The organism is Salinibacterium sp. SWN139 (genome assembly GCF_015864625.1).
In the GTDB taxonomy this organism is placed as follows: Bacteria; Actinomycetota; Actinomycetes; order Actinomycetales; family Microbacteriaceae; genus Rhodoglobus.
This window is the reverse complement of sequence record NZ_JADYWV010000004.1, coordinates 195,957-219,675: the sequence shown is the minus strand read 5'-3', so window position 1 is coordinate 219,675 and position 23,719 is coordinate 195,957. Positions and strand designations below refer to the sequence as shown.

The 23,719-nt window shown below is 60.5% G+C and carries 24 protein-coding genes; 3 read left to right on the top strand and 21 right to left on the bottom strand.

The window, feature by feature from the left end; all coding sequences use genetic code 11:
• Window positions 1-17 precede the first annotated feature (17 nt).
• The 17 genes from dapF to I6E74_RS14025 all read right to left on the bottom strand — a co-directional run bounded on the left by dapF (window position 18) and on the right by I6E74_RS14025 (window position 18,087).
• Entirely contained in the window at window positions 18-896 is an 879-nt protein-coding gene (gene dapF, locus I6E74_RS14105) for a diaminopimelate epimerase (protein WP_197126726.1), read from the bottom strand.
• Window positions 883-1,941, bottom strand: coding sequence for a tRNA (adenosine(37)-N6)-dimethylallyltransferase MiaA (gene miaA, locus I6E74_RS14100; RefSeq protein ID WP_197126725.1), 1,059 nt, complete (start codon window positions 1,939-1,941; stop codon window positions 883-885). Before miaA ends, dapF begins: the two co-directional genes overlap by 14 nt.
• 7 nt (window positions 1,942-1,948) lie before the next feature.
• Window positions 1,949-3,502 carry a tRNA (N6-isopentenyl adenosine(37)-C2)-methylthiotransferase MiaB gene (miaB, locus tag I6E74_RS14095; RefSeq protein WP_197126724.1) on the bottom strand — a complete coding sequence of 518 codons (1,554 nt, stop codon included), beginning with the start codon at window positions 3,500-3,502 and terminating at the stop codon, window positions 1,949-1,951.
• 60 nt (window positions 3,503-3,562) lie between these two features.
• Entirely contained in the window at window positions 3,563-4,414 is an 852-nt protein-coding gene (locus I6E74_RS14800) for a regulatory protein RecX (protein ID WP_307784490.1), read from the bottom strand.
• A gap of 9 nt (window positions 4,415-4,423) precedes the next feature.
• On the bottom strand, window positions 4,424-5,590 hold the full coding sequence (gene recA / locus I6E74_RS14085) for a recombinase RecA (protein WP_197126723.1): 1,167 nt from the start codon (window positions 5,588-5,590) through the stop codon (window positions 4,424-4,426).
• A gap of 243 nt (window positions 5,591-5,833) precedes the next feature.
• Window positions 5,834-6,058, bottom strand: coding sequence for a DUF3046 domain-containing protein (locus tag I6E74_RS14080; RefSeq protein WP_197126722.1), 225 nt, complete (start codon window positions 6,056-6,058; stop codon window positions 5,834-5,836).
• Between the two features lie 97 nt (window positions 6,059-6,155).
• Window positions 6,156-6,464 carry a helix-turn-helix domain-containing protein gene (locus I6E74_RS14075; RefSeq protein WP_197108707.1) on the bottom strand — a complete coding sequence of 103 codons (309 nt, stop codon included), beginning with the start codon at window positions 6,462-6,464 and terminating at the stop codon, window positions 6,156-6,158.
• A gap of 206 nt (window positions 6,465-6,670) precedes the next feature.
• Entirely contained in the window at window positions 6,671-7,168 is a 498-nt protein-coding gene (locus I6E74_RS14070; RefSeq protein WP_197126721.1) for a CinA family protein, read from the bottom strand.
• Window positions 7,169-7,178: 10 nt separating this feature from the next.
• Window positions 7,179-7,772 (bottom strand): CDP-diacylglycerol--glycerol-3-phosphate 3-phosphatidyltransferase, encoded by a 594-nt coding sequence (pgsA, locus tag I6E74_RS14065; RefSeq protein ID WP_197126720.1) that lies wholly within the window; start codon window positions 7,770-7,772, stop codon window positions 7,179-7,181.
• A 67-nt stretch (window positions 7,773-7,839) separates the two neighbouring features.
• The gene (locus I6E74_RS14060; protein ID WP_231605076.1) at window positions 7,840-10,605 is read right to left on the bottom strand and encodes a DNA translocase FtsK; all 2,766 of its coding nucleotides are present in this window, start codon (window positions 10,603-10,605) and stop codon (window positions 7,840-7,842) included.
• 73 nt (window positions 10,606-10,678) lie between these two features.
• Window positions 10,679-12,079, bottom strand: coding sequence for an ABC transporter permease (locus I6E74_RS14055; RefSeq protein ID WP_197126719.1), 1,401 nt, complete (start codon window positions 12,077-12,079; stop codon window positions 10,679-10,681).
• Window positions 12,076-12,801, bottom strand: coding sequence for an ABC transporter ATP-binding protein (locus I6E74_RS14050; RefSeq protein ID WP_197126718.1), 726 nt, complete (start codon window positions 12,799-12,801; stop codon window positions 12,076-12,078). Before I6E74_RS14050 ends, I6E74_RS14055 begins: the two co-directional genes overlap by 4 nt.
• Window positions 12,801-13,769, bottom strand: coding sequence for a hypothetical protein (locus I6E74_RS14045; protein WP_197126717.1), 969 nt, complete (start codon window positions 13,767-13,769; stop codon window positions 12,801-12,803). Before I6E74_RS14045 ends, I6E74_RS14050 begins: the two co-directional genes overlap by 1 nt.
• Window positions 13,770-13,966: 197 nt before the next feature.
• On the bottom strand, window positions 13,967-15,643 hold the full coding sequence (locus I6E74_RS14040; RefSeq protein ID WP_197126716.1) for a ribonuclease J: 1,677 nt from the start codon (window positions 15,641-15,643) through the stop codon (window positions 13,967-13,969).
• A gap of 93 nt (window positions 15,644-15,736) precedes the next feature.
• The gene (dapA, locus tag I6E74_RS14035) at window positions 15,737-16,711 is read right to left on the bottom strand and encodes a 4-hydroxy-tetrahydrodipicolinate synthase (RefSeq protein ID WP_197126715.1); all 975 of its coding nucleotides are present in this window, start codon (window positions 16,709-16,711) and stop codon (window positions 15,737-15,739) included.
• Between the two features lie 9 nt (window positions 16,712-16,720).
• The gene (locus I6E74_RS14030; RefSeq protein ID WP_197126714.1) at window positions 16,721-17,281 is read right to left on the bottom strand and encodes a dihydrofolate reductase; all 561 of its coding nucleotides are present in this window, start codon (window positions 17,279-17,281) and stop codon (window positions 16,721-16,723) included.
• Window positions 17,278-18,087: a thymidylate synthase gene (locus tag I6E74_RS14025; RefSeq protein ID WP_197126765.1), complete on the bottom strand. Its 810-nt coding sequence runs from the start codon at window positions 18,085-18,087 to the stop codon at window positions 17,278-17,280. Before I6E74_RS14025 ends, I6E74_RS14030 begins: the two co-directional genes overlap by 4 nt.
• 134 nt (window positions 18,088-18,221) lie before the next feature.
• Between I6E74_RS14025 and I6E74_RS14020 the strand changes: the two genes are divergently transcribed.
• Both I6E74_RS14020 and I6E74_RS14015 read left to right on the top strand, forming a co-directional pair.
• Complete coding sequence (locus I6E74_RS14020; protein ID WP_197126713.1) at window positions 18,222-18,647, top strand: OsmC family peroxiredoxin; 426 nt, start codon at window positions 18,222-18,224, stop codon at window positions 18,645-18,647.
• A gap of 2 nt (window positions 18,648-18,649) precedes the next feature.
• Entirely contained in the window at window positions 18,650-19,561 is a 912-nt protein-coding gene (locus tag I6E74_RS14015; RefSeq protein WP_197126712.1) for a TIGR01777 family oxidoreductase, read from the top strand.
• A gap of 28 nt (window positions 19,562-19,589) precedes the next feature.
• Here I6E74_RS14015 and I6E74_RS14010 read toward each other — a convergent pair whose 3' ends face one another.
• Window positions 19,590-20,045, bottom strand: a complete 456-nt coding sequence (locus tag I6E74_RS14010; RefSeq protein WP_197126711.1) for a hypothetical protein — start codon at window positions 20,043-20,045, stop codon at window positions 19,590-19,592.
• Complete coding sequence (gene dapB, locus I6E74_RS14005) at window positions 20,042-20,797, bottom strand: 4-hydroxy-tetrahydrodipicolinate reductase (RefSeq protein WP_197126572.1); 756 nt, start codon at window positions 20,795-20,797, stop codon at window positions 20,042-20,044. The genes I6E74_RS14010 and dapB overlap by 4 nt, the downstream gene beginning before the upstream one ends.
• Before the next feature lie 70 nt (window positions 20,798-20,867).
• On the opposite strand from dapB, the gene I6E74_RS14000 reads away from it, so the two are divergent.
• Window positions 20,868-21,407 (top strand): GNAT family N-acetyltransferase, encoded by a 540-nt coding sequence (locus I6E74_RS14000; protein ID WP_197126710.1) that lies wholly within the window; start codon window positions 20,868-20,870, stop codon window positions 21,405-21,407.
• A gap of 49 nt (window positions 21,408-21,456) precedes the next feature.
• Here the strand turns inward: I6E74_RS14000 and I6E74_RS13995 are convergent, their stop codons facing one another.
• Entirely contained in the window at window positions 21,457-22,059 is a 603-nt protein-coding gene (locus I6E74_RS13995; RefSeq protein WP_197126709.1) for a histidine phosphatase family protein, read from the bottom strand.
• Between the two features lie 18 nt (window positions 22,060-22,077).
• Window positions 22,078-23,448, bottom strand: a complete 1,371-nt coding sequence (locus I6E74_RS13990; protein ID WP_197126708.1) for a pitrilysin family protein — start codon at window positions 23,446-23,448, stop codon at window positions 22,078-22,080.
• Window positions 23,449-23,719: the final 271 nt, after the last annotated feature.

The following is a 23,719-nucleotide window of genomic DNA, read 5'->3' as shown; positions in this document are numbered from 1 at the left end:
CGGCCCTCAGTGGCGCGCTACGCGAGTTCGAGGCTGCCGGTGTAAACGAGTTCGGCCGGACCGCTCAGCGACACGTGTTCGCCATCCTCGGTCGGGAACATGCGAACGACAACGGTTCCGCCGGGAACGGTGACCCGCCACTGGTGGGGAGCGCTCGCTCCGGCGTAATGACGAATAGCCAGAGCTGCGGCGACAGCACCCGTTCCACACGACAACGTTTCGCCACTGCCGCGCTCATGCACGCGCATCCGAATCGAACCAACGCCATCTTTGACGAGCGGCTCGGCCGGCACCACGAATTCAACATTCGCGCCGTGCTCGGGCAGCGGATCAATCACGGGGATGTAGCCGAGGTCAACACCATCGAGTTCTGCTTCTTCGGCGAGGGCTACGACAACGTGAGGATTTCCGACATTGATACCGAGGCCCGGACGGGCGACCTCAAGCTCTTTCGCCCGCACGAGCGGCTCCCCGCCGTCGAGCGCCCAACGCCCCATGTCGACTTGATAGCCGGCCATGTTGCGCTGAACATCGCGCACGCCGCCACGAGTACCGATCGGCAAGGTGTCGCCTGGCTCGAAGTCAACAAAACCCTCATTAGCGAGGTACTCCGCGTAGACACGGATGCCGTTGCCACACATCTCGGAGATGCTGCCGTCAGCATTGCGGTAGTCCATGAACCACTCCGCGTCGACATCTTCGGCAAGCGCCGCAGCGCCCGCGTCAAGACTGCGGGACCGAACAGCGCGGATGATTCCATCGGCGCCCACACCAAAGTGACGATCGCAAATGGCCGCAACCTGCTTCGGGGTGAGGTCAATCTCACCATCCGGATCAGAAAACAGCACGAAGTCGTTGCCAGTTCCCTGACCTTTAGTGAAGTTAAGCGTTGCCATGCGTTCCATTCTCCCCCATGACGATCGACAGAGCGCGCTCTGCCCGCTCGGGATCGTCATACTGCAGCCAATGACATTGGTCGTAACGCTTGAACCAGCCCACCTGACGACGCGCATAGCGGCGCGTGAGGGCGGCCGTCTGCTCGATCGCGTCTGCCTCAGTGAGCGTGCCGTCCAACTGCTCGATCGCCTGGGCATAACCGATAGCGCGAGCGGCGGTGACGCCCAGCCCGCGCGGACGAAGCTCACGAACCTCATCGAGCAACCCGGAGTCCCACATCTGCTGCACGCGGGCGTTGAGCCTTGGAACAAGTTCATCTCGAGGCGCAGCTACACCAAAAATATGCGCGGGAGTCCATAGTTTTTTCTCTTCGGGAAGCCCGGCGCCGAACGGCTCGCCCGTAATCTCAATCACCTCGAGGGCCCGAACGATACGCCGCCCATTGCTCGCGCCGATCGAGTGCGCGGCTGCCGCGTCGAGCTGTTGAAGGCGCTGAAAAAGAAGACCAACACCCAGCTCGTCGAGTTCGGCTTCAAGACGCGCGCGAACATCCGGGTCTCGGGCAGGAAATTGGAAGTCGTGGATCACGCTCGAAACGTAGAGTCCCGAGCCGCCAACCATGATCGGCACGCGCCCGGCGCTCTGAATTTGCCGAATGATTCGCCGCGCATCCGTCTGGTACTGAGCAACGCTGGCGTCGTCGGTGGGGTCGAGCGCATCAAGCAGATGGTGTGGGATGCCGCGGCGCTGGTCGAGAGGCAGCTTGGCTGTGCCAATATCCATGCCTCGATACAGCTGCATGGCATCCGCGTTGATGATCTCGGATGAGATGCCCTGACGCGCAAGACCATCCGCTGTGTTCAACGAGAGTTCAGACTTACCTGTGCCGGTCGCGCCGACGACCACTACCAGCGGAAACGCAGCAGCGCTGTCGCTGGCAAGTGTCGGGTCGGGCTCGGGGCCGGGGTGGTCAGAGCGGGCAGACACGGGCACCGACGTGGTCAGTTGAGACTGCTCGCGCTGGGCATGCGGTGGTTGTGCCATTTCTTACTTAGCGCAGGGAATCGCTGGGGTCATAGATCGGTGTCGTGGCGACACGGATCGTGGGCAGACCGAGCGATACGCGTGAACTCGCGTCTGCTGCGCCAGCGTCAGTACTTGTGCCGGTGCCCGTGGGGACTCCACACGATGCTGCCTCGGCACGGTCCCAGGCGTCTCCCGCACGGGTGCGACGGATGTTGAGCACTCCCCCGGGTTGGGTGTCGGCAACGAGATGGAACGCTGCAGCTTCAGTGATCGTGAGAGTCACGACGTCACCGGGGCGGGGCGTAGCGCTGCCCTCGGGGATGTTGAAGTGCACGAGTCGAGAGTCTTCGGCGCGGCCAGAGAGTCGCGCGGTTTCAGCCTGCTTGCGGCCTTCCGTTGCTGTCACCATCACCTCGAGAGTGCGGCCGATTTGCTTATCATTCTCTTCTCGCGAGATGCGGTCCTGAAGCGCCGCGAGTCGCTCGTAGCGCTCTTGTACGACCTCTTTAGGAATCTGGTCTTCCATGGTGGCCGCCGGCGTTCCGGGACGGATGGAGTACTGGAACGTGTAGGCCGAGGCGAAACGTGATTCTTCGACCACACGCAGGGTGTCTTGGAAGTCTTCTTCGGTCTCACCGGGGAATCCCACAATGATGTCGGTCGTGATCGCGGCGTGAGGCATTTGCGCACGGACTCGCTCAAGGATGCCGAGGAATTTGGTCGAACGGTAACTGCGGCGCATGGCTTTGAGGATGCGGTCGGAGCCTGATTGGAGTGGCATGTGAAGCTGCGGCATCACATTCGGGGTTTCCGCCATCGCGTCGATAACGTCGTCGGTGAATGCGGCCGGGTGGGGGCTAGTGAACCTGACGCGTTCAAGGCCTTCGATGGAGCCCATGGCGCGCAGCAGTTTGCTGAACGCTTGGCGGTCGCCAAATTCGACGCCGTAGGAGTTCACGTTTTGACCCAGGAGCGTGATTTCGGTAGCGCCGTCATCGACCACCGCTTGCACTTCGGCAAGAATCTCGCCGGGGCGACGGTCTTTCTCTTTACCGCGCAGCGTGGGAACGATGCAAAAAGTGCAGGTGTTGTTGCAGCCGACAGAGATCGACACCCAGGCGCTGTGGGTTGATTCGCGGCGCGTGGGCAGAGTGGAGGGAAAAACGTCGAGCGATTCGAGGATCTCGAGTTGGGCTTCTTCGTTGTGGCGGGCCCGTTCGAGCAACGTGGGCAGTGAGCCCATGTTGTGGGTGCCGAAGACGACGTCAACCCACGGAGCTTTCTCGAGGATGACGCCCTGATCCTTTTGAGCGAGACAGCCTCCGACAGCAATTTGCATGCCGTCGTGCTCTTTCTTAACGCTCGCCAACATGCCGAGGTTGCCGTACAGCTTGTTGTCGGCGTTCTCGCGGACGGCACACGTGTTGATGACGACGACGTCCGCTTGGCCTTCAGTCGCTCGCACGTAGCCGGCGGCTTCGAGCGAGCCGCTCAGTCGTTCTGAATCGTGCACGTTCATCTGGCACCCGTAGGTGCGCACTTCGTAGCTGCGCGGGGTCGCCAGTTTTTCGTCAATCATGTGTTCCACCTTAAGCCTCAACGTTGAGGAGGGTTGACAGGCGCGAAGCTGGCCGAGCTTCTAGCGAAAGCGGGGACCGTGCGATGATCCGCCGACACCGGGCGCCAGCGCGGTGTTGACTGCCGATGACACCACAGAGCCCGAATATCCTCTGCGAAGCAGGAATCCGCTGAGGCGGCGCTTGGCCGTTTCGTTGTCGAGTGAGCGGAGTTGTGGTGCGCGTTTGAGTGCGACTTCATTTGCGCGTTCTTGTTCTTCATCACGCTCGAAGTCGACGACGGCGTCAATGTGCTCTTGGTCGATCTTTCGACGACGAAGTTCCGCAATGATTCCGCCGGAGCCGAGGCCTTTACGTTCGCGCAATGTGCGGGTGAGCGTTTCGGCGAGGGCCGCATCGTCGAGGAGCGCGGATCCTTCAAGACGCTCGATCTCTGCCTCGACCTCGTCGGACTCGAATTCACGGGTGGCGAGGAACTGGGTCATCTCGTGCGAGGACATCCCGCGGCGAGCAAGCGCCCGCATGCTGACTCGGCTGATCTCGGAGAAGCCGTCGCGGGCTTGCTTTCGTGCTTTGCGCGACGAACCATCTTCCGGCTCCACCGTTGCTGATCCGTTAGTGGGATGATCGGCCGAAATCGTTACTTCTGAAGCAACCGGTTCAGGGACGAATCGTGGCTCACGACGTGTTGCTGGCTGCGGTTCTTCTTCTTTTTCGCTGGCCGGACTGAAGTCACGCATTGTGGGCAGTGCGCGGAGCACCGCCTGCGGTTCTTCAACGGCCTCAGCTGCCCATTGTTCTTCTGCGGAGGATTCCTCCGGCGACGACTCCACCACATCAGCGCGCGCAGCGCTAGACCTGTCAGCAAAGAGGTTGATGACGGGGGCGATGTAATCGTCGTCGGAGGAATTCACCAGTACTACCTACTGCCCAGAAGCCTTCTTGAGGGGCGCGGCAGGCGCCTTAGCCGCCACGGGCAACGTAGGGCCGTCAGCTTTGGCCTCAGCCTTAGCACTGGCCTTAGCTGCCTTCTCCGCAACGGCCTCAGCGTCAGCAAGCGCTTTCGCTTCGCTGGCATTGGCGGCCTTAGCTTCTGCACCGACACCGAGCTTGCGCATGATCTTTTGCTCAATCTCAAGCGCGATCGCAGGATTTTGGAGCAGGAAAGCACGAGACTTCTCCTTGCCCTGGCCGAGCTGGTCGCCGTCGTAGGTGTACCACGCGCCCGACTTACGGACGATTTCGTGGTCGACCCCGAAGTCGATGAGGCTACCTTCGCGGGAGATGCCAATGCCGTAGAGAATGTCGAACTCCGCCTGCTTGAAGGGCGGAGCCATCTTGTTCTTCACGACCTTGACGCGCGTGCGGTTTCCCACCGCATCCGTGCCGTCTTTTAGCGTTTCGATACGACGGATGTCGAGGCGAACTGACGCGTAGAACTTAAGCGCCTTACCACCGGCGGTGGTTTCGGGGCTTCCGAAGAAGACACCAATCTTTTCGCGCAGTTGGTTAATAAAGATCATGGTGGTGTTGGTCTGGCTCAGGCCACCGGTGAGCTTGCGCAGCGCCTGCGACATGAGTCGAGCTTGCAGACCAACGTGCGTGTCGCCCATCTCGCCTTCGATTTCTGCGCGCGGAACCAGCGCAGCAACCGAGTCAATGACGATCAGGTCGATAGAACCACTTCGCACCAGCATGTCGGCGATTTCAAGCGCCTGCTCACCGGTGTCGGGCTGGGAAACGAGAAGCGCATCGATGTCGACGCCAAGCTTTGCTGCGTATTCCGGGTCGAGCGCGTGCTCGGCGTCGATGAAGGCTGCGATTCCGCCATTGCGCTGGGCATTGGCGATGGCGTGCAAGGTGAGCGTGGTCTTACCCGAAGATTCCGGGCCGTAGATCTCGACGATACGGCCGCGGGGAAGCCCGCCTATGCCGAGTGCGACATCCAAAGCGATCGAGCCGGTGGGAATAACCTCAACCGGAGCGCGCTCATCGCTGCCGAGGCGCATGACTGAGCCTTTGCCGAACTGACGGTCAATTTGCGCTAGAGCGGTCTCAAGGGACTTCTCGCGGTCTGCTACTGATGGCATTACTTCTTCTCCAGTGGTTGTAGGTTGCTGCCCATAGGCTGTCGTGATTGGCGTGGACCGATGATGCAAGGCCCGCAACCTCCCGACAAAGGCTGTATTGCTAATGCCACGCTACGGGCATGCTCTGACATTCCAGAGAAGCGACGTGCGCAACTCATCCAAACTCAATATTCGAAAGGATGTTAGGGAGAAGACTACCAATATCGAACAGATGTTCGAACATGCCACGCAGAATCGAAAAGATTACTTCTTAGGCTCGCGCTGGCCAACGCCATAGCGGCGATCCATAGGGACATCCATGGCGTCACACAAGGCAGCCCACACCTGTTTCGCGGGAACACCACGCGACAGCGCTTGAGCGGCGGTAACGCCGCCGACCGGACCAAGCACTTGATCGTTGACGAGAACGCGGCCGTAGGGCTCACCGAACTCATCGGAGACAGCCATCCAGAACTCACTCAATCGCATTACTCCACCCTAAACGCGACAACAGCACCCCGAACGCACGAATGCCCCGCTCCACACCGGAACGGGGCACTGACGTGATGGGGCTGACGTGATGGGGTTAGCGCGAAACCAAGTTCGAATCGAACTCTGCGACGAGCTCGTCAGGCAGAGTATCGGGAATCGTGGTTGCACCTTCGATGACCGCAAGACGGTCGCCGACCTCGCGCATGATCACGGAGATGGGCGTATCGAGAGCTTCAGCTACCGAGGCAAGAATTTCAGAACTCGCCTCTTTCTGACCACGTTCAACCTCACTGAGGTATCCGAGAGCAACGCTCGCCTTACTTGCTACCTGTCGAAGGGTGCGTCCCTTTTGCAAGCGGAAGTCGCGGAGAACGTCACCGATTTCTTGACGAACTAGAACCATTGGACACTCCCTTTCTGACTGAATCGTGCGACCAGACAATTCTGGATAGCTAAGACTACAGCCAATTTATGTTCTGAACTCTAACCGCTCCACACTGGAGAAGCCTTGTGAGTTCGCTTACTGTAACCGAGCCGAAACATGGAATATTCCCGGCTCCTGCCACGAACTGACACCAGTTTTGGGGACAAACGAACCACCCGCGAGAGCTAGTCTTCCGACGTCAGATAGTCGTACAAACACTGCAGCGCCTCGTGAACGGCCTGCGCGCGAATCTCGTGACGGTCTCCCGAGAACTCAAAATCACGAGTTTCGACAAAGCCAGTGGCAGCGAAACCGATGAATACCGTTCCAGGTGGCTTTCCCTCGTGGGAGCCAGGCCCCGCGACTCCCGTCGTCGCCAAGCCGTAGTAGGCCTGTTGCTCGCCTACGCCGAGAACGTCGCGCGCTCCCGTGGCCATGTGAGCTGCGACATCAGGATGCACCGTGCCGTGGATGGCGAGAAGACTCGCATCGACGCCCAGAACCTGATGCTTGATGGCGGTGTTGTACGCCACCACTGCCCCATTGAGCACAGCGGAGGCACCAGGCACTGCCACGAGCGACGCGCACAACAGACCGCCCGTCAAAGACTCGGCTAGAGCAAGGGTTTGTCGTTGTTCGGTGAGAATCGCCACGATCTTCGTGGCGAGTTCTTCAGTAGTCACTGGTGAAGGGTCACGCTCCTGAGTTGGATTTGCGGGTGTGACGCCATGCGCGCCACAGATATTCGATGCCGGTGTACATCGTCAAGATGAAAGCGATAGCCATCACGAACCAGTTCACCCAAAGGACCCACGGGCCGAGCACGGTAAACAACGGAACCAGGAAGAGAGAAATGGCGACGGCCTGCAGAACGGTCTTCAGTTTGCCCCCGCGGGAGGCGGGGACAACGACCTTCGACAGCACCGCAAAACGGTAGATCGTGATGCCGAACTCGCGCACCAGAATAAGAATCGTGATCCACCAAGGAAGCTCACCCAAAATCGACAGGGCAACGAGAGCGCCACCGGTCAGAATCTTGTCGGCAATGGGATCAAGGATGATCCCGACGTTCGTGATGAGGTTTCGCCCCCGCGCTAGGTGGCCATCAACGGTGTCGGTGACGATCGCAAAGATGAAGAGCGCAGCCGCCAAGTAACGGATGAGCCCCATCTCGCCGTCATCGAAGAGCAGCATCCAGATGAAGAGCGGAGCGAGGAAGATGCGCACCACTGTAATGATGTTGGCGATGTTGGCATTCGACGCCGGCGTATCACCCTTGCGAACCATCCGACCACGAAATGAGCTCGTGCGGTGGGGCGGAGCGGATTCAGAAACTGGTTGGTCGCCCACGCGATCACTCCCGATCGGTCAAATTCCAGGCGTCCTCATCTGAGGCGCTTTCTACTTCATCGTATCCGCTGAGAGACTCAGCTACCGCGTCGACCGGACCCGGCTCGTCTTCTCCCCGCAGTCGAGCGAGCACTGCAGGCAGCTGGTCAGCGGACACCAGCACGTCGCGCGCCTTGGACCCTTCGGAGGGACCAACGATTTCCCGCGACTCAAGCAGGTCCATGAGACGGCCGGCCTTAGCGAACCCGACGCGCAACTTGCGCTGAAGCATCGAAGTGGAACCAAATTGCGTACTAACGATGAGTTCGGTAGCTGCGAGGAGCACATCGAGGTCATCCCCGATGTCAGCATCAATCTGCTTCTTCTCGGCGACAGCCGCGACATCGTTGCGGTACTCCGGCTGCGCTTGAGCAATAACATGCTTCACGATCTCGGCAACTTCGCTCTCAGGAACCCACGCGCCTTGAACGCGGATGGCTTTGGAAGCGCCCATCGGGAGGAAGAGTGCGTCTCCCTGACCGATGAGTTTGTCTGCGCCCGGCTGGTCGAGGATCACGCGAGAGTCCGTCATGCTCGACACCGCGAAAGCGAGTCGCGACGGCACGTTAGCCTTGATGAGGCCGGTGACGACATCGACGCTGGGTCGCTGGGTCGCAAGCACGAGGTGGATTCCAGAGGCACGTGCCAGCTGGGTGATGCGCACGATGGAGTCTTCGACATCTCGTGGCGCGACCATCATGAGGTCGGCGAGCTCATCGACAACGATAAGAAGGTACGGGTAGGGCTTGAGCTTGCGCTGGCTACCCTCAGGAAGTTTGATCTCATCGGCAATCACCGCGCGATTGAAGTCATCGATGTGACGAAACCCGAAACTTGCAAGATCGTCGTAGCGCATGTCCATCTCTTTCACGACCCAGGCGAGGGCTTCAGCAGCCTTCTTGGGGTTTGTGATGATGGGAGTGATGAGGTGAGGCACGCCAGCGTAGATCGAGAGCTCGACCCGCTTAGGGTCGATGAGAACCATGCGCACTTCGGCAGGCGTGGCCCGCATCAGCACTGAAGTGATCATCGAGTTCACGAAGCTTGACTTACCCGAACCGGTCGAACCGGCAACCAAAAGGTGGGGCATTTTCGCCAAGTTAGCAACGACAAATCCACCCTCGACATCTTTGCCGAGCCCAATAGTCATCGGGTGTTCGCTTTTTGTGCTGGCGCTCGAGCGCAGCACATCGCCAAGCGACACAATCTCGCGGTCCTTGTTGGGGATTTCAACACCGATAGCGCTCTTGCCCGGAATGGGCGACAGGATGTTGACCTCGTTGCTCGCGACCGCGTAGCTGATGTTGCGGGCGAGCGCGGTAACGCGCTCCACCTTCACGCCGGGGCCGAGTTCAAGTTCATAGCGCGTAACGGAAGGACCGCGACTGAAACCAGTGACCGTCGCATCCACGCTGAACTGCTTGAGCACTTCGGTGATCGCGGCGACTACTTCGTCATTCGCGGCTGAGCGCGACTTCGGTGGCGTTCCCGCCGAGAGCATGGCGGCCCGCGGAAGGCGATACACCGCGGTGGACTGCGGGGTGGTCTCGTGCGGACCATCGAACTCTCCCGCATTGCCCTTTTCGCTGGCCTTGGTCGTGAAACCGGGCAGGATGCCGGGGCCGTCGTCGCGCACACCGGTGGCTGCGGCATCCACTTCTCCGGTCGCGTACTTCTTGACGGCGTCTTCTGCCTTGAGGAGATCCTCGAGCAGCTCGACGCCGAACTCATCTTCTTTCTTCGTGAGATCTTTGGCCGCCGGCGGTTTAACCGGAGCCACTGACGGCGCCGAGGTCGGAGCCGGAGCAACGATCTCGGTCGACTGATCACGCGAAATCACAGGACTATCGAACGCCTTGTCTTCAGTCTGTTGTGACTTGTTGCGGCGCCACCATGGCAACGAGCCGGTGTCGTTGACATCACCAAGCCCGATGTCGGTCAACGAACCGAACTGAACGGAATCGTTCTTATGCGCACCAGTCTGATTCTTCGCCGCAGCACGTTCTTCATCGCTCTGCAATTGCGCCCCAAAGAGGTACGCGTAGAGCTCGCGCAGTCGCGACGGGAGCCGATTGGGCGGGGTTTTGGTGACGATGAAAAGCGAAAGGACGAGCAAGATCACGATCAACGGCACGGCAAGCCACATGCCGCCAAGCCACAGCAGCGGATTGGCTAGCAACCACCCGAAGACTCCCCCGGCGCGAGCAATTACCTCGGCACCATCGGAGGGATGGGGCTGACCGCTGTAGACGTGGCAGAGCGCTGCGACAGTAACGATCAGGATACTGAGACCGATACCGATGCGGCCGTTGTCGTGAACGCTCGACGGATGCCGGAACATCCAAATGGCCAAGAGCAACAGAATCACGGGGAGCGCGAAAGCGACTCGTCCGACGAGACCACCGAAGGTGTACGCGTCGAGGGCGATCGCTACGGAGTCGGTGGGGTTGAACCACTCGACGACGGCGCCGACGATCGCCAGCAGGAAGAAGAGGAAAGGAACACCGTCGCGACGCTCATCTTTCGTGAGCTCTTCACGGCCGAAAACGCGGAACGCTCCACCGACCATGTGCGCGAGCGCGAGCCACAGCTTGGTGAGAGGACCCTCCGGCTCGACCGGAGGCTTCTTGCCTCGCGGCATCCGTTTGGTCGCTTGAGTCTTATTCGTGGTGTTTCTGGCGCGCGGTTTCGACGCACCCGAGCGCGAGGTCGACGATGTACGCGTAGCCATAATTCAACGCTACCGGTGGCCTCTGTCAGAGCAATGCAGCGACACTCATCGCGCCCGCTCTGCCCCAGCAGCCCTAATAGCGGATAGCGTCGATAACTTTCACTCGAACAGCGACGAGAGCAGGCATGAGGCCTGCCAACGCTCCGACCGCCGCGGATGCCGCGAGCGCGATCAACGCTGCCTCCAGCGGGAACGGGGGAAGATCTTGAACCCCGGGCGCGATGAGTCCTTGCACCGACGGATTCTGAACGATCACAATCGCGAGGGCGACGCCGATGACACCGGCGGCAACCGTCGCGACGACGCTCTCCATCATCACCGCAAAGAACACGCGGCCGGCGGTGGCCCCGAAAGCGCGGCGAACGCCAATTTCCCGTACGCGGTATTTGACGGTCACGAGCGAGATATTGACTAGGCCGAGACCGCCAAGCAGCAGAATCAGGCCAGCGATGCCACCGATGACCCATTGCAGGGGCTCAAGCGGGCTGGGCCCACCCCAGGCGAGATAGTCATTTCGGGTGACGTTCGCCGTCCACCCTTCCCCAAAGTCGCCGGCCATGTCACGCGTGATGATGTCTTGCAGTTGCGCGGATTGTTCTTCGGGCACCCACAACTCGTAGCTGACGTCTGATTGTTGTCCTACTGAGGACCCGAGCAGAGCCCGGAATGGCTCCTCCAGCATCGATAGGGTGAGCCCGGTCGAAAACGGTTCGGGGAGAAAGACTCCGACCACCACGGCAGTGGTAGTGCTTTCCCCTTCCAACTCGATGGTCGGATGCGTGCGCAGATCGGGGCGGCCGAGCGCGTCATAAAACTCGTCGTTGATTACAACGGCAGTAGCAAGGCGGTTCCCATCCTCCTCAGTGAGCCAACGCCCCTCGCCCAGCTCAACGCGATGCATAACGCCATAGGCAGCACTCACTCCCTGCACCGCCGTGAACTGGGTGCCGTTGACGAGGTTGGCGGTGATGCTCCCCCGCAATAGTGGGGTCGCGTGACTGATCTGGTAGCGCTCGATGATGCTTTCCATGCTGGCAACGAACGTGGACGTGTCAGGATTCTGCGTTCCGCTTGCTTGGTACGGCGGATACACGGCAAGCGTTGCGGGGCGACCGCTGCCCCGCTCAAACTGTTCCGTCTGGGCTTGACCGAACACGGTGCCCGCACCCACGACAGTGGCGAGCGCGCACACCGCAACACCGATCCCGATCAGGCTCAACAAGACACGGGTGCGATTGATGCGCACCTCATCCCACGCTTCAACCACGGCACCGACGACACCGCTGACCACAGCACCGCGAGGCTCCTGACGAATTACCGCAAGCTCCGAATTCGGGCGTGCAACGAGTTCAGCGGATGCCGCGGGCCCGGCCGACGGGCCCGCAGGCTCGATCGGTGGTTCCGCGGGCTCGCTCGGTGTCTCCACAGGCTCAGCCGGTGAATCCGCAGGTTTTTTCTTGCGCCACCAGCTCATAGCGCAGCCTCCGGCAGGCTCGCGGCAAGCATTTTGCGCACATCAATAGCTTCCAACACACCACCGTCGAGGCGGTAGTGTCTGCGGGCCAGTGCTGCGACATTCGGGTCGTGCGTGATGGTGATGAGAGCCGCGCCTGACTGCTCAGCAACGTCATCCAGCAAGGCCATCACCGTTTTGCCCGTTTCGACATCCAGAGCACCCGTCGGTTCGTCGGCAAGGATCAAGCGGGGGCTGCGAACAAGGGCACGCGCGATAGCAACACGTTGCTGTTCACCGCCCGAGAGCTTCTCCGGCATCGAAGCCATCCGGTCGCCGAGCCCGACGCGGTCGAGCATCTCTGCGGCGATAGCTTTCCGTCGCCAAAATTGGCGCCCCGAGGCATAGAGCAAAGGGGTCATGACATTTTCGAGAGCGGTGCGACCGGCCAAGAGATTGAACTGCTGAAAGATGAAACCCACATCGCTGCCGCGCTTGCGGTCGCGTTTGCTGCCGGCGAGCTTCTCGAGCGGCTCACCGTCGAACACGATGCGACCAGTGGTGGGGTTGTCGATGAGACCGAGAAGATTGAGCAGAGTGGACTTTCCGGAACCCGAACGCCCCACAATGCTGATGTGGTCACCCACCTCGACATTGAGAGTGATTCCCTTGAGAATCTCCAGCGTCGAGAAATCAGGCAACTCGACCGAGCGCGTGACGTCATCAAGCGAGAGCAATGGCATCAGTAGCACACCACTTCAGTGCCTTCGTAGAAACAGTTGTCGGGCAAAGCTTCGTCGCCGGTGGCCTCAGCGCCAGGAACGAACTGCAAGATGGTATCTCCAACCTCAATCCCCGAGACAACTTCGACGCTAATGCCGTCGTTGAGCCCCAGAACGACTTCCCGCTCCTCCGTCGTGCCATCGGGCATCACGAGGTGAACGATGCCGGAAAGGGCAGTGCCTTCCACCGCCGTGATCGGAACGACCATGACGTCTTCGGCAATCCCTCCCGCAATCGTGATGTCGGCGGTGAGCCCGGGAAAGACCACGACGTCGCTCGGCACTGTGCACGACACCATTGGCCCGGATGCTGCCTCCGCGCCCCCATCGCTCGTCGAGGCGAACGTGATGCTGAGCCCCGTGCACGTGAAAGGCGCTGGACCACCGTTGATCGCAACGCTCGCCTCTTTCGGACGATCTACGAGGCGATACAACTGCTCAGACGGCACGGTTCCGCTCACGATGTAGGAGGGTGGCGCAACGTTCCCGACCGGGGAGCCCACCTGAAACGATGACCCCACAAGCGCGGTGAAATCAGTGAGCTTGCCTGTTGCCGGCGCCTCAACAATTTTCCATTGTGTTCCAGATGTTCCGTCGGGGTTGACAACGTCAGCCCGCAACTTCAGGATCTCCTGCCCCTTCTTCACTGATTGACCGGCAGATACGGCAACTTCGCGTACTTCCCCCGAGAGGGTTGCAGGAATAGGCACCGCAGCCGCAGCGGCAATACTTCCTGCCAGCTCGACGTCATTGGCGATGGTGCCTGTCACCACTTCGTAGTGCTGTTCTTCGATCGCGACCGTCGGGTATTCGAGGCTGTCGGCGGTGAGTGCATCGCCAAAGAAGGCGAACTTCACGAGCGCCGCCGCGATAATGGCAAAAATGATCATCCAGATGATGGGAAAGACCCACCTGCGCGCAACACTCATGTGACATCCCGACTCTGAAGACGCTCAGCCGACACAGCCGAGCAATCTTCACATCACACCATCTCGAGCACAGAAAAACAAGCCCACCGTGTGCCCTCGCGCAGACGTCTAAAATCCCAACGAGACGAGATCACAAAGGAAAGACTCCGGGCACACAAATGGCGCGGAAGCCGAAGCCCCCGCGCCATTCATAAAAGTTACGCCTCGATGATGACTGGAACGATCATCGGACGGCGACGGTGCTGAGTATTCACCCAACGCCCCACCGTGCGACGAACCACCTGAGCGAACGCGTGAGTATCGCGCGTTCCGTTCTCGGCGGCATCCGTCAGTGCCTTGACAACCTGCGGAAGCACGGCGTCGAAGACGCCCTCGTCTTCTGCGAAGCCTCGCGACTGAATCTCGGGCCCGACGATGACCTTGCCGGTTTGAGCATCCACCGCAACGAAGATGGAGATGAATCCCTCTTCGGCGAGGATGCGGCGATCCTTGAGATCCGCCTCCGTGATCTCTCCGACACTCGACCCGTCGACGTAGACGAAACCGAGATCAAGCTGGCCCACGACAGCCGCATGGCCGTCCTTGAGGTCGATGACGGTGCCATCCTCGGCAATGATCGTGTTCTCAGCGGGCACGCCCGACTGAATGGCGAGATTCGCGTTGGCGACCAGGTGGCGGTACTCACCGTGAACGGGAAGAACGTTCTTGGGTCGCAAGATGTTGTAGCAGTAGAGCAATTCGCCTGCAGCAGCGTGACCTGAGACGTGCACCTTGGCGTTGGCCTTGTGCACGACGTTGGCACCCAACTTGGTGAGGCCATTGATGACACGGTAAACCGCGTTCTCGTTGCCGGGGATGAGGCTCGATGCGAGGATGACCGTGTCACCCTGACCGACCTCAATCTGGTGTTCCATGTTGGCCATGCGAGCCAGAACAGCCATCGGCTCGCCTTGACTGCCGGTGGACATGTAGACGAGCTGGTTGTCGGGGTAGTTGACGGCCTTCTTGGCGTCTAACAGAACCCCGTCGGGCACCTTGAGGAATCCGAGGTCTGACGCGATGCCCATGTTGCGCACCATAGAACGCCCCATCAGAACAACCTTGCGGTTGTTGGCGATCGCGGCATCCAACACCTGCTGCACGCGATGGACGTGACTCGAGAAGCTGGCCACGATGACGCGCCGCGGAGCCTTAGCGATGACCGCTTCGAGTACTGGGCCGATGTCACGCTCGTTGGGCGTGAAACCGGGAACGTCTGCGTTCGTGGAATCGGAGAGGAAGAGGTCAATTCCCGCTTCGCCGAGTCGTGCGAACGCACGAAGGTCGGTGATGCGGTTGTCGAGAGGCAACTGGTCCATCTTGAAGTCACCCGTGTGCAGGACGGTGCCCGCCACAGTGGTGATGGCGACAGCGAGTGCATCCGGAATTGAGTGATTCACGGCAACGAACTCGAGGTCGAAGGGACCGATCTTCTCTTTCTGGCCCTCGGTGACATTGAGCGTGTATGGCTTGATGCGGTGCTCTTTGAGCTTCGCCTCAATCAACGCGAGCGTGAGAGTCGATCCGATCAGCGGGATGTCCTGGCGCAAACGCAAGAGATAAGGAACAGCACCGATGTGGTCTTCGTGACCGTGCGTGAGCACAATGCCGAGGATGTCGTCGAGACGATCACGAATCGAGCTGAAGTCGGGCAGGATCAGGTCGACTCCGGGCTGGTGTTCCTCAGGGAACAGGACGCCACAGTCGACGATGAGAATCTTGCCATCAATTTCGAAGGTGGTCATGTTGCGACCGATTTCGCCAAGACCACCGATCGGGGTGACACGGAGCGTTCCCGACTCAAGCGCGGGCGGATCAAAAATAGAAACTGGCATTCAGTACCTTGCAGATAGATGTGTGGGGCCGTCAGCCCCCGTGCGAAAAATGTGGGCCATGCCCGTGGCAGAGCCTACCCCGCGTGGGTGAAGCTAGCGGGTTGCCCCGGCAATCTTGGGCAGGGCTCCCCCAGCCGCGGCATTGCGGTCAGGGCGAAAGTTGGACAGATCGAGCCCCTCGATACCCGAGACGAGAGCCAACTCGTCTTCGATGAGGGCTGCCTCAGCGTCTTCGGGGCCCACGAGCGGCAAGCGCACGCGCGGGCTCGAGATACGGCCGAGACCGTGCAGGATGTACTTGGCGGCGACCGTGCCAGGTACGTGAGCCATCGCTGCACGCACGAGCGGCTCGAGAGCTTGGTGGGCGGCCGTTGCGGTTGCAAGGTCGCCAGCATTGACGGCATCCACGATCACGCGGTACGGCGCTGGCGCAATGTTGGCGGTCACACCGATGAGGCCAGAGGCACCGATCGACAAGTGCGGCAAGACGTTGGAGTCGTCACCCGAGAAGTACATGAGATCAGTTTGGTTGAGCACACGGCTTACCTCACTAAAGTCACCCTTCGCGTCTTTGACGGCCAGGATGTTGGGGTGCTTGGCGGCGCGAAGAATAGTTTCGTAGGTAATCGGGATCCCTGTGCGGCCGGGAATGTCATACAAGATCACCGGCAAATCGGTCGCGTCCGCGATCATGCGGAAGTGAGTGAGCACACCGGACTGAGTCGGCTTGTTGTAGTACGGCGTGACGATCATGACGCCGTCAGCGCCCGCCTTCTCACTCGCTTTGTAGAGTTCGATCGCGTGCGCAGTCTCGTTAGATCCGCCGCCCGTGATGATCTTGGCACGACCGCCAGAGACCGACTTAGCAACCTCAACGAGCTTGATCTTCTCGGGGTCAGTGAGCGTGCTCGTCTCCCCCGTGGTGCCCGTGACGACGATGCCGTCGGCGCCAGAACTGATCACGCTATCGATGTGCTTCTCTACATCGGCCCAATCGACTTCACCCTCAGAGGTGAAGGGCGTAATGAGCGCAACAAGGACTTGGCCGAAGGGATTCTCTTTAGTCACCCCTCTAGGCTACCGCTGCTGAGGCTCTTGGTTCTCGTAACGCAGAAATCGGTAGCGAAGATCAGTGGCTGACGTGTGCCAGCCGTCGACCGGATCGGAGGCGGCGAGCATCCACTCGTCACCGAATTCTGGCGCCACGGTGTCGCCAGCGTAGGTCGCCGCGATCTCGGTGACTTCTACCCGACTAGCGTGACTGAGAACCGCAGCGAAAATTTCCGCTCCGCCAATAACCCACACGGTGTCGGGTTGCTCAGCTTCGCCCTGTTCAGCGGATGCCGCAGCCAGCTCAATCGCCGCGTCAACGCTGTGCGCGACTTCGGCTCCGCTCGCGGCCCACGTTTGTTGGCGAGTGACCACGATATTGCGTCGCCCTGGCAGCGGGCGAAACCGTGGATTCAGGGAATCCCACGTCTTGCGCCCCATGATGACGGGGCTGCCGAGGGTGAGTTCTTTGAAGTGTTTGAGGTCTTCGGGCAAATGCCACGGCATCGAGCCGTCGTGACCGATGATTCCGCCGGCGGATTGTGCCCAGATCAGGGCGACGGAGAAGGTGCGACCGTTGCCGCTCACACGGCGACCGGGGCTTTGATGGCCGGGTGGTGCTCGTAGCCGACAATCTCAAAGTCTTCAAAGTTGTAGTCGAAGATGCTCGCTGGCTTCGCAGTGATCGCCAGCTGCGGTGCCGCAAACGGCTCGCGAGACAACTGTTCTGTCACTTGCTCAACGTGGTTGTCGTAGATGTGGCAGTCGCCGCCCGTCCAGACGAAGTCACCGACCTCGAGGCCGGTCTGCTCTGCTACGAGGTGGGTGAGCAGCGCGTAGCTCGCAATGTTAAAGGGCACGCCCAAGAACAGGTCAGCACTGCGCTGGTAGAGCTGGCAAGACAGCTTGCCGTCGGCAACATAAAACTGGAAGAACGCGTGACACGGCGCGAGAGCCATCTTCGGGATGTCTGCAGGATTCCAGGCCGTCACGATCAGACGGCGTGAATCGGGGTTGGTCTTGATCTGCTCGATGACCTCGGAGATCTGGTCGATCTGCTCACCAGACGGTGTCGGCCAGGAGCGCCACTGAACGCCGTAGACAGGGCCAAGCTCGCCGTCGGCATCCGCCCATTCATTCCAAATGCTGACACCGTTGTCCCGCAACCACGACACGTTGCTTTCGCCGCGCAAGAACCACAAGAGTTCGTAGGCGATCGACTTGAAATGCACCCGTTTGGTCGTGATGAGGGGAAACCCCTCGGCGAGATTGAACCGCAACTGGCGCCCGAACACACTACGGGTGCCTGTGCCGGTGCGGTCGCCCTTAGCTACGCCGTTCGCGAGAGTGTCGCGCAGCAAGTCTTCATATGGGGTTGCAATCGTGGATGCCATCGAACCAATAGTACTGAGTGCACCGCCCGCGGCGCCACGGCTCAGCAGCGCGGCGACCGGCATCGGTTTCACACGGCTTTCTCATGCGCGCTACATAGCCAACGCATAGTGTTGAGATCGACGAAAGGACAGCAATGCCTGTTACGAGCGAAGCAACAACTCTCTGGTTCGGCGACCTCTTCAGTGGCAAAGGAACCACCTCGTTGGATTCCTCTGATGCCGCAGAATTCCCCGTGACGTGGGCCGCACGATCCGAAGGTCAAGAAGCGACGACAAACCCCGAAGAACTTTTGGGTGCCGCCCACTCCGCATGCTTTGCAATGGCATTCTCGAACGGTCTAGCCGAGAACGGCACCCCGGCAGAAAGTCTTCAAGTCACTGCCGCCGTGACGTTCGATCCCGCCGAGGGCATCACCGGGAGCCACCTGCTCGTGAGCGCCAAAGTGGCGGACCTCAGCGATGACGACTTTCAGCGACTGGCAACCGGAGCCAAAGAAGGCTGCCCCGTCTCACGAGCGCTGACCGGCATCCCCATCACCCTCGAAGCGAGCTTGGCCTAGCCATGAACGAGTCCGCTCCCCGTCCCCCGATTTCACGAGTCCTTGTTGCCGGCGCGTCTGGCTACATCGGAACAGAGCTGGTAGCCCAACTTACCGCTGCGGGATTCGAAGTGATGCAGCTTGTGCGTCGCGAACCGACCGCCGAGGGCGAATACGATTGGGATCCACGATCGGGCACGGTGGATGAACGGGCCATCGAGCGCGCTGACGCCGTCATCAACCTCGCTGGTGCGTCCACAGGCAAGCTCCCGTGGACGCCCAGCTATAAGCGCGAGATTTTGCGGTCGCGCGTAGACGGCACACGCGCGCTGGCCGAAGCGATTCGGCGCGCCTCGAATCCGCCCGTCGTGTTTCTCAGCGGGTCGGCCGTTGGTTACTTTGGCAGCCGCCCCGGTGAAGTGCTCACTGATGAGTCGAGCAAGGGAACAGGATTTCTGAGCGATGTCGTCTACGCGTGGGAGCAAGCGGCGCGACTAACGCCGAGCACAACTCGGCTCGTCATGTTCCGCACCGGAATTGTGGTCGGCCGGGGCGGAGCATTCACGCCGCTCAACCTCTTGACGCGGTTTGGGGTCGGAAGCCGGCTCGGCAGCGGTGCCCAATACTGGCCATGGATCAGCCTGCACGATGAAGCCGCGGCTATCGTCCATCTACTACGCAGCGATTTTGCCGGCGCCGTTTCGCTCGTCGGCCCCACTCCAGCAACCGCTGAAACCATCACAAAAACACTGGCCCAAAAGATGAAACGGCCACACTGGTTTGTGGTTCCGAGTTTCGCATTCCGGATGCTGGGCGACGCCGGTAAGGACCTCATTTTGGTCGATGAGAACGTTCAATCGCCCACGCTAGCCAACACGGGATTCACGTTCCGCCACACCACCATCGAACAGGCCATCGACGCGTTCGTCGAGTAGAGGTACTCTCGCCGACCAACGAAGCTAGCTAGGCGGTGGGCGCCGGCTTCGCGCGCGAGAGCGCGATTGCCCGTCGGGTAGCCCAACGAGCCCGCTTGCGGTCGCCGCTAGCGTCATACGCGAGCCCCAAGCGCAGCCAGGCACGCCATGATTCTGGTGCGGCCTCAGCCTCGGTACGATAGCGGTCGAAGGCGCGATCTGCCGTCGCGGGATCGGGGCGGCCGCTCGGCAAGAGCTCAACCACCTCATCCGGCAGCGCACCTTCCTCCTCAAGAGTGGTGAGCAGTCGCTCGGCCCGGAAAATGAAAAACAGTTCTGCGGCGAGCGCCCAAAAACCGATCAGCGGCAGCACGAGCAAAGCCCAGCCCATGACGGTGGCAATGGGCTGATCGATGCGGATGAGCACGATCGAATAGTTGATCACGAAGATCATGTAGAGCGCGAGAAGCGCCACCATGACCAGTGCGGCTATGCGTGTTTTCATGCGGAGGGTGCGCCCGATGCTGGTGAGAGGTCTATGAGTTGGTCGAGACCAACCGTCACGCCGGTAGCGCTGACCACGGCACGGAGCCCCAACAGGATTCCAGCCTCGTAGGAATCTTGCGACATTGTGCGGTGGTCGATGGTGAGCACTTCGCCGGGACCACCGAAAATGACCTGCTGGTGCGCGATCACTCCCGTCATCCGCAGGCTGTGCACGGGAATACCAGCCACCTGCTCGCCCCGGGCGCGCTGATCGACGTGCGGGGCCAACGCCGGGCCACGCTCTGAGCGAGCATCCGCCATGAGCTCGGCGGTGCGCACTGCGGTTCCCGACGGAGAATCGACCTTGGCGGCGTGATGGCTCTCGATGATTTCGATCGAGTCGAAATAGCGAGCGGCGGCGGTCGCAAAGGACGTCGCGAGGGCCGATCCGACAGAAAAGTTGGGAATGATAACGACGCCAACCTCGGGAGTCTCCGTCAAGGTTGAGCGCAAGCCCTGAACGCGGTCCTCACTCCAGCCCGACGTGCCAACGAGCACGCTCTTGCCATTGCTGATCGCGAAATCGACAACCGAGGGTGAGACACTCGGCTCCGTGACATCCACCACGATGTCTGCCGCGAGCATCTCGCTGAGTTCAGACCGTGAGTTGAGGGCGGCGACGAGCGAGAAATCAGCAGCAGCCTCTACGACGCCACTGATGTATTTGCCCATGCGACCGGTTGCGCCGACTACCGCTACTTTCGTTGTCATTGTTCAAATCTACCAATCCTGAGCGGGCTCACCGACTACTCCCCCGCTGCGCCGCGAGTACTCTGGTGCTGTGCCACAGTTTCGCTCTCTTCCCGTGACGGATGCCCTCGCCCACGAACTTCTGACGGAATACTTCAGCTACCGTGCTGAGACCTTCCCGACGCCCTCGGGCTATGTCACTACGTTTCCCACGCCGGAACAGTTCACTGAGCCGCGCGGGGTTTTCCTGGTCATCGAGACGGCCCCCGAGCCTGCTGCTGGCCCCGGACGTGATGCGAAGCCCACCGTTGCATCGGAAGCATCTGCCGTTGATGCTCAGTCGCAGGCGACCGCACTCGGCTGTGGCGGCATCCGCCAACTTGAGCCCGGCCGGTTCGAGGTGAAGCACCTGTGGGTGCGCCCTGATGGTCGCGGTAAGGGTCTTGGCCGCCAGCTTCTCAGCGAACTCGAACGACGCACACGCGCCTGGGGCGCTACGGAACTCGTACTCGATACCAACGAAAGCCTCGCCGCGGCTGGTGGGCTCTACCGTTCAAGCGGCTTCGAGCCGTGCGAGCCCTACAACGACAACTCGAACGCCACAACCTGGTACCTCAAAACGCTGCGCTAATCCCGGCATCCCCTGCAAGGGCCACCCCAACCTTGCCGAGCAGAACTGGCTAGTAGGGCTGTTCCGCGGGCAACCCGGTGCGCAGCTCAGCGGGCAAGTGCCCGAGGTCATTGTGGGTCACGAGCACGGGTGGCTTGGCACTGCGCACACGGATAATTGTCAGCCCGCAATTGGCCTGATTAAGGCCGAGCCAGCGCCACTGATCCCCGCCAAGCACTTCGCGCACGAACCACGAAATCACAAAGTTGTGGGTAATAAGAAGGTCATGGCGGTCCTCGCGCGCCGGAGTCAAGAACTCGTTGACGGCATCTTCCATTTGCGCCTGCCCGGCGTCGATCTCTTCATCCGTCACGGAACCGAAGAAGGGCTCAAAGGCTGCGGGCATATCGTGAGTGGGGCCGCTGGGGATGCAGTCCATAAGTAGCGTCGTCGGCTGAGACTCAAGGGCGGGCATCCGCTCGGTCATAATCGCGGCTGTCTCTTCTGCACGCTGCAACGGCGAATGGAACGCTCGAGTGAAGGGAACCCCGCTCAGTCGTTCAGAGATCGCTTGGGCCTGCCGGACTCCTTTGCCCGACAACGGTCCGTCGGGTAACCCGTGCTCTGCGTCCTGCTGCTCTCCGTGCCGTACGAGATACAGGTAATGCGCCATCATCATTCCTTTGCTGATCTAGCTCTGGGCAACGCTGCCGAGAGCAAGCCCCGAGAACATCTCTTCGTTGACGGCCCCGACCGCTGCAATAGAGAGGGGGCGCGACGAGAGTTCATGAGCAAGTTCTTGGATGTCGTCGGCAGTAACTGCCGAGATGCGGGCAATGGAGGCGTCGAGGTCGACGAACTCACCGAGAGTGAGCTCACTGCGGCCGAGGCGTGACATGCGGGAATCGGAGTCTTCGAGCGCGAGCGCTGACCCTCCCCGCAGCTGGCCAATCGCACGGCTGATCTCTTCGTCGGTGACGTGGGCGGTACCTAGCTTGTGGAACTCCGCGAGCATCAGGTCAGTAACCTGGGTGACTTTCTCGGGCGAGCATCCGGCATAAATACCAAACACGCCTGCGTCGGAGTAGCTCGGTGAGAACGAGTAGACGGAGTAGGCAAGCCCGCGCTTTTCGCGCACCTCTTGGAAAAGGCGCGACGACATGCCGCTGCCCAGGATCGAGTTCAACACCGTCAGCGTTGCGCGACGACTATCGGTCGCGGAGAGGCCTTCGACCCCGGCGATGATATTGGCCTGCTCGATGGGGCGATGCGTGACGTGCAGCCGTTGGCCAGGGGTCAGCACCGGAGAATGCGCGCTGCCAGAGAGGTCGCGACGCGCAACCGGAGCTGCTTCTACCGAGAGATCCCAGCCGGCCGAAACGAGGCACGCGGAAATCGCTGCTACGAGTTCATCGTGGTCAACCGCCCCTGCCACCGTGATGACGAGGTCTTGCGGACGATAGTTGGCTTGGTAATGGTCCCAGACGGCATCGCGCGAGATCGCATTGATGGTGTCGGGGCTTCCCCCAATAGGACGGCCGAGTGGATGAGCGCCGAACACGGCCTCGAAGTAGCGCTCGCTGGCAACATCCGTGGGATCGTCGTCGGCCATCGCCAGTTCTTCGAGAATGACGCCGCGCTCGTTAGCGAACTCGGTGGGATCGATGAGGCTTGACGTGAGCATGTCGCCGATGACCTCGATCGCCATCGGCAGGTCGATGTCTTGCACCTTGGCGTAGTAACAGGTGTATTCCTTGGCCGTCATCGCGTTGTGCTCACCGCCCACAGCATCGAAGCTCACAGCAATGTCAAGAGCCGAACGCGCGGCGGTGCCTTTGAACAACAGGTGCTCAAGAAAGTGCGTGGCGCCGAATGTCTCGGGATGTTCGTCACGGGAACCGGCAGCAACCCAGTAGCCCACGGTTGCGCTGCGCGCTCCGGGTACTTGTTCGCTCAGAATGCGCACACCGCTCGGCAAAACAGTTCTACGAACGAGACTGTCGCCGGTTGCGGTGAACGACAGTTCGGGAAGGTCAAGAGGAAGAATTACAGCGTCGCTCATCACCACTGAGCCTACGTCATTTGTCTCTCTCCTGAGCCGATTGCTCAGATTCGGTCGGATTGCGTCCCCCATATTGGGGTGAAAAAAAGGGGACAGACAGACTTGTCTGTATGTCCTCACATGCTAATGTTCTTTCTAGGCACCCGAAGCCGACAACCCATCATCCGGACCCGAACCGGTTGATGTAAACCACATAACCCAGACCCGAATCCGGGTTATGAAACAAACCGCATCGCTTGGACCCGAATCTAGCGATGCACATAGTGGGGAC

Bases quoted from the DNA above. Each gene is read 5' to 3' on its own strand.
- dapF (WP_197126726.1), bottom strand. From the start codon at position 896: ATGGCAACGCTTAACTTCACTAAAGGTCAGGGAACTGGCAACGACTTC.
- miaA (WP_197126725.1), bottom strand. From the start codon at position 1,941: ATGGCACAACCACCGCATGCCCAGCGCGAGCAGTCTCAACTGACCACG.
- miaB (WP_197126724.1), bottom strand. From the start codon at position 3,502: ATGATTGACGAAAAACTGGCGACCCCGCGCAGCTACGAAGTGCGCACC.
- recA (WP_197126723.1), bottom strand. From the start codon at position 5,590: ATGCCATCAGTAGCAGACCGCGAGAAGTCCCTTGAGACCGCTCTAGCG.
- I6E74_RS14080 (WP_197126722.1), bottom strand. From the start codon at position 6,058: ATGCGATTGAGTGAGTTCTGGATGGCTGTCTCCGATGAGTTCGGTGAG.
- I6E74_RS14075 (WP_197108707.1), bottom strand. From the start codon at position 6,464: ATGGTTCTAGTTCGTCAAGAAATCGGTGACGTTCTCCGCGACTTCCGC.
- pgsA (WP_197126720.1), bottom strand. From the start codon at position 7,772: ATGGTTCGCAAGGGTGATACGCCGGCGTCGAATGCCAACATCGCCAAC.
- I6E74_RS14060 (WP_231605076.1), bottom strand. From the start codon at position 10,605: ATGGCTACGCGTACATCGTCGACCTCGCGCTCGGGTGCGTCGAAACCG.
- I6E74_RS14055 (WP_197126719.1), bottom strand. From the start codon at position 12,079: ATGAGCTGGTGGCGCAAGAAAAAACCTGCGGATTCACCGGCTGAGCCT.
- I6E74_RS14050 (WP_197126718.1), bottom strand. From the start codon at position 12,801: ATGCCATTGCTCTCGCTTGATGACGTCACGCGCTCGGTCGAGTTGCCT.
- I6E74_RS14045 (WP_197126717.1), bottom strand. From the start codon at position 13,769: ATGAGTGTTGCGCGCAGGTGGGTCTTTCCCATCATCTGGATGATCATT.
- I6E74_RS14040 (WP_197126716.1), bottom strand. From the start codon at position 15,643: ATGCCAGTTTCTATTTTTGATCCGCCCGCGCTTGAGTCGGGAACGCTC.
- I6E74_RS14025 (WP_197126765.1), bottom strand. From the start codon at position 18,087: ATGGCATCCACGATTGCAACCCCATATGAAGACTTGCTGCGCGACACT.
- I6E74_RS14020 (WP_197126713.1), top strand. From the start codon at position 18,222: ATGCCTGTTACGAGCGAAGCAACAACTCTCTGGTTCGGCGACCTCTTC.
- I6E74_RS14015 (WP_197126712.1), top strand. From the start codon at position 18,650: ATGAACGAGTCCGCTCCCCGTCCCCCGATTTCACGAGTCCTTGTTGCC.
- I6E74_RS14010 (WP_197126711.1), bottom strand. From the start codon at position 20,045: ATGAAAACACGCATAGCCGCACTGGTCATGGTGGCGCTTCTCGCGCTC.
- dapB (WP_197126572.1), bottom strand. From the start codon at position 20,797: ATGACAACGAAAGTAGCGGTAGTCGGCGCAACCGGTCGCATGGGCAAA.
- I6E74_RS13995 (WP_197126709.1), bottom strand. From the start codon at position 22,059: ATGGCGCATTACCTGTATCTCGTACGGCACGGAGAGCAGCAGGACGCA.
- I6E74_RS13990 (WP_197126708.1), bottom strand. From the start codon at position 23,448: ATGAGCGACGCTGTAATTCTTCCTCTTGACCTTCCCGAACTGTCGTTC.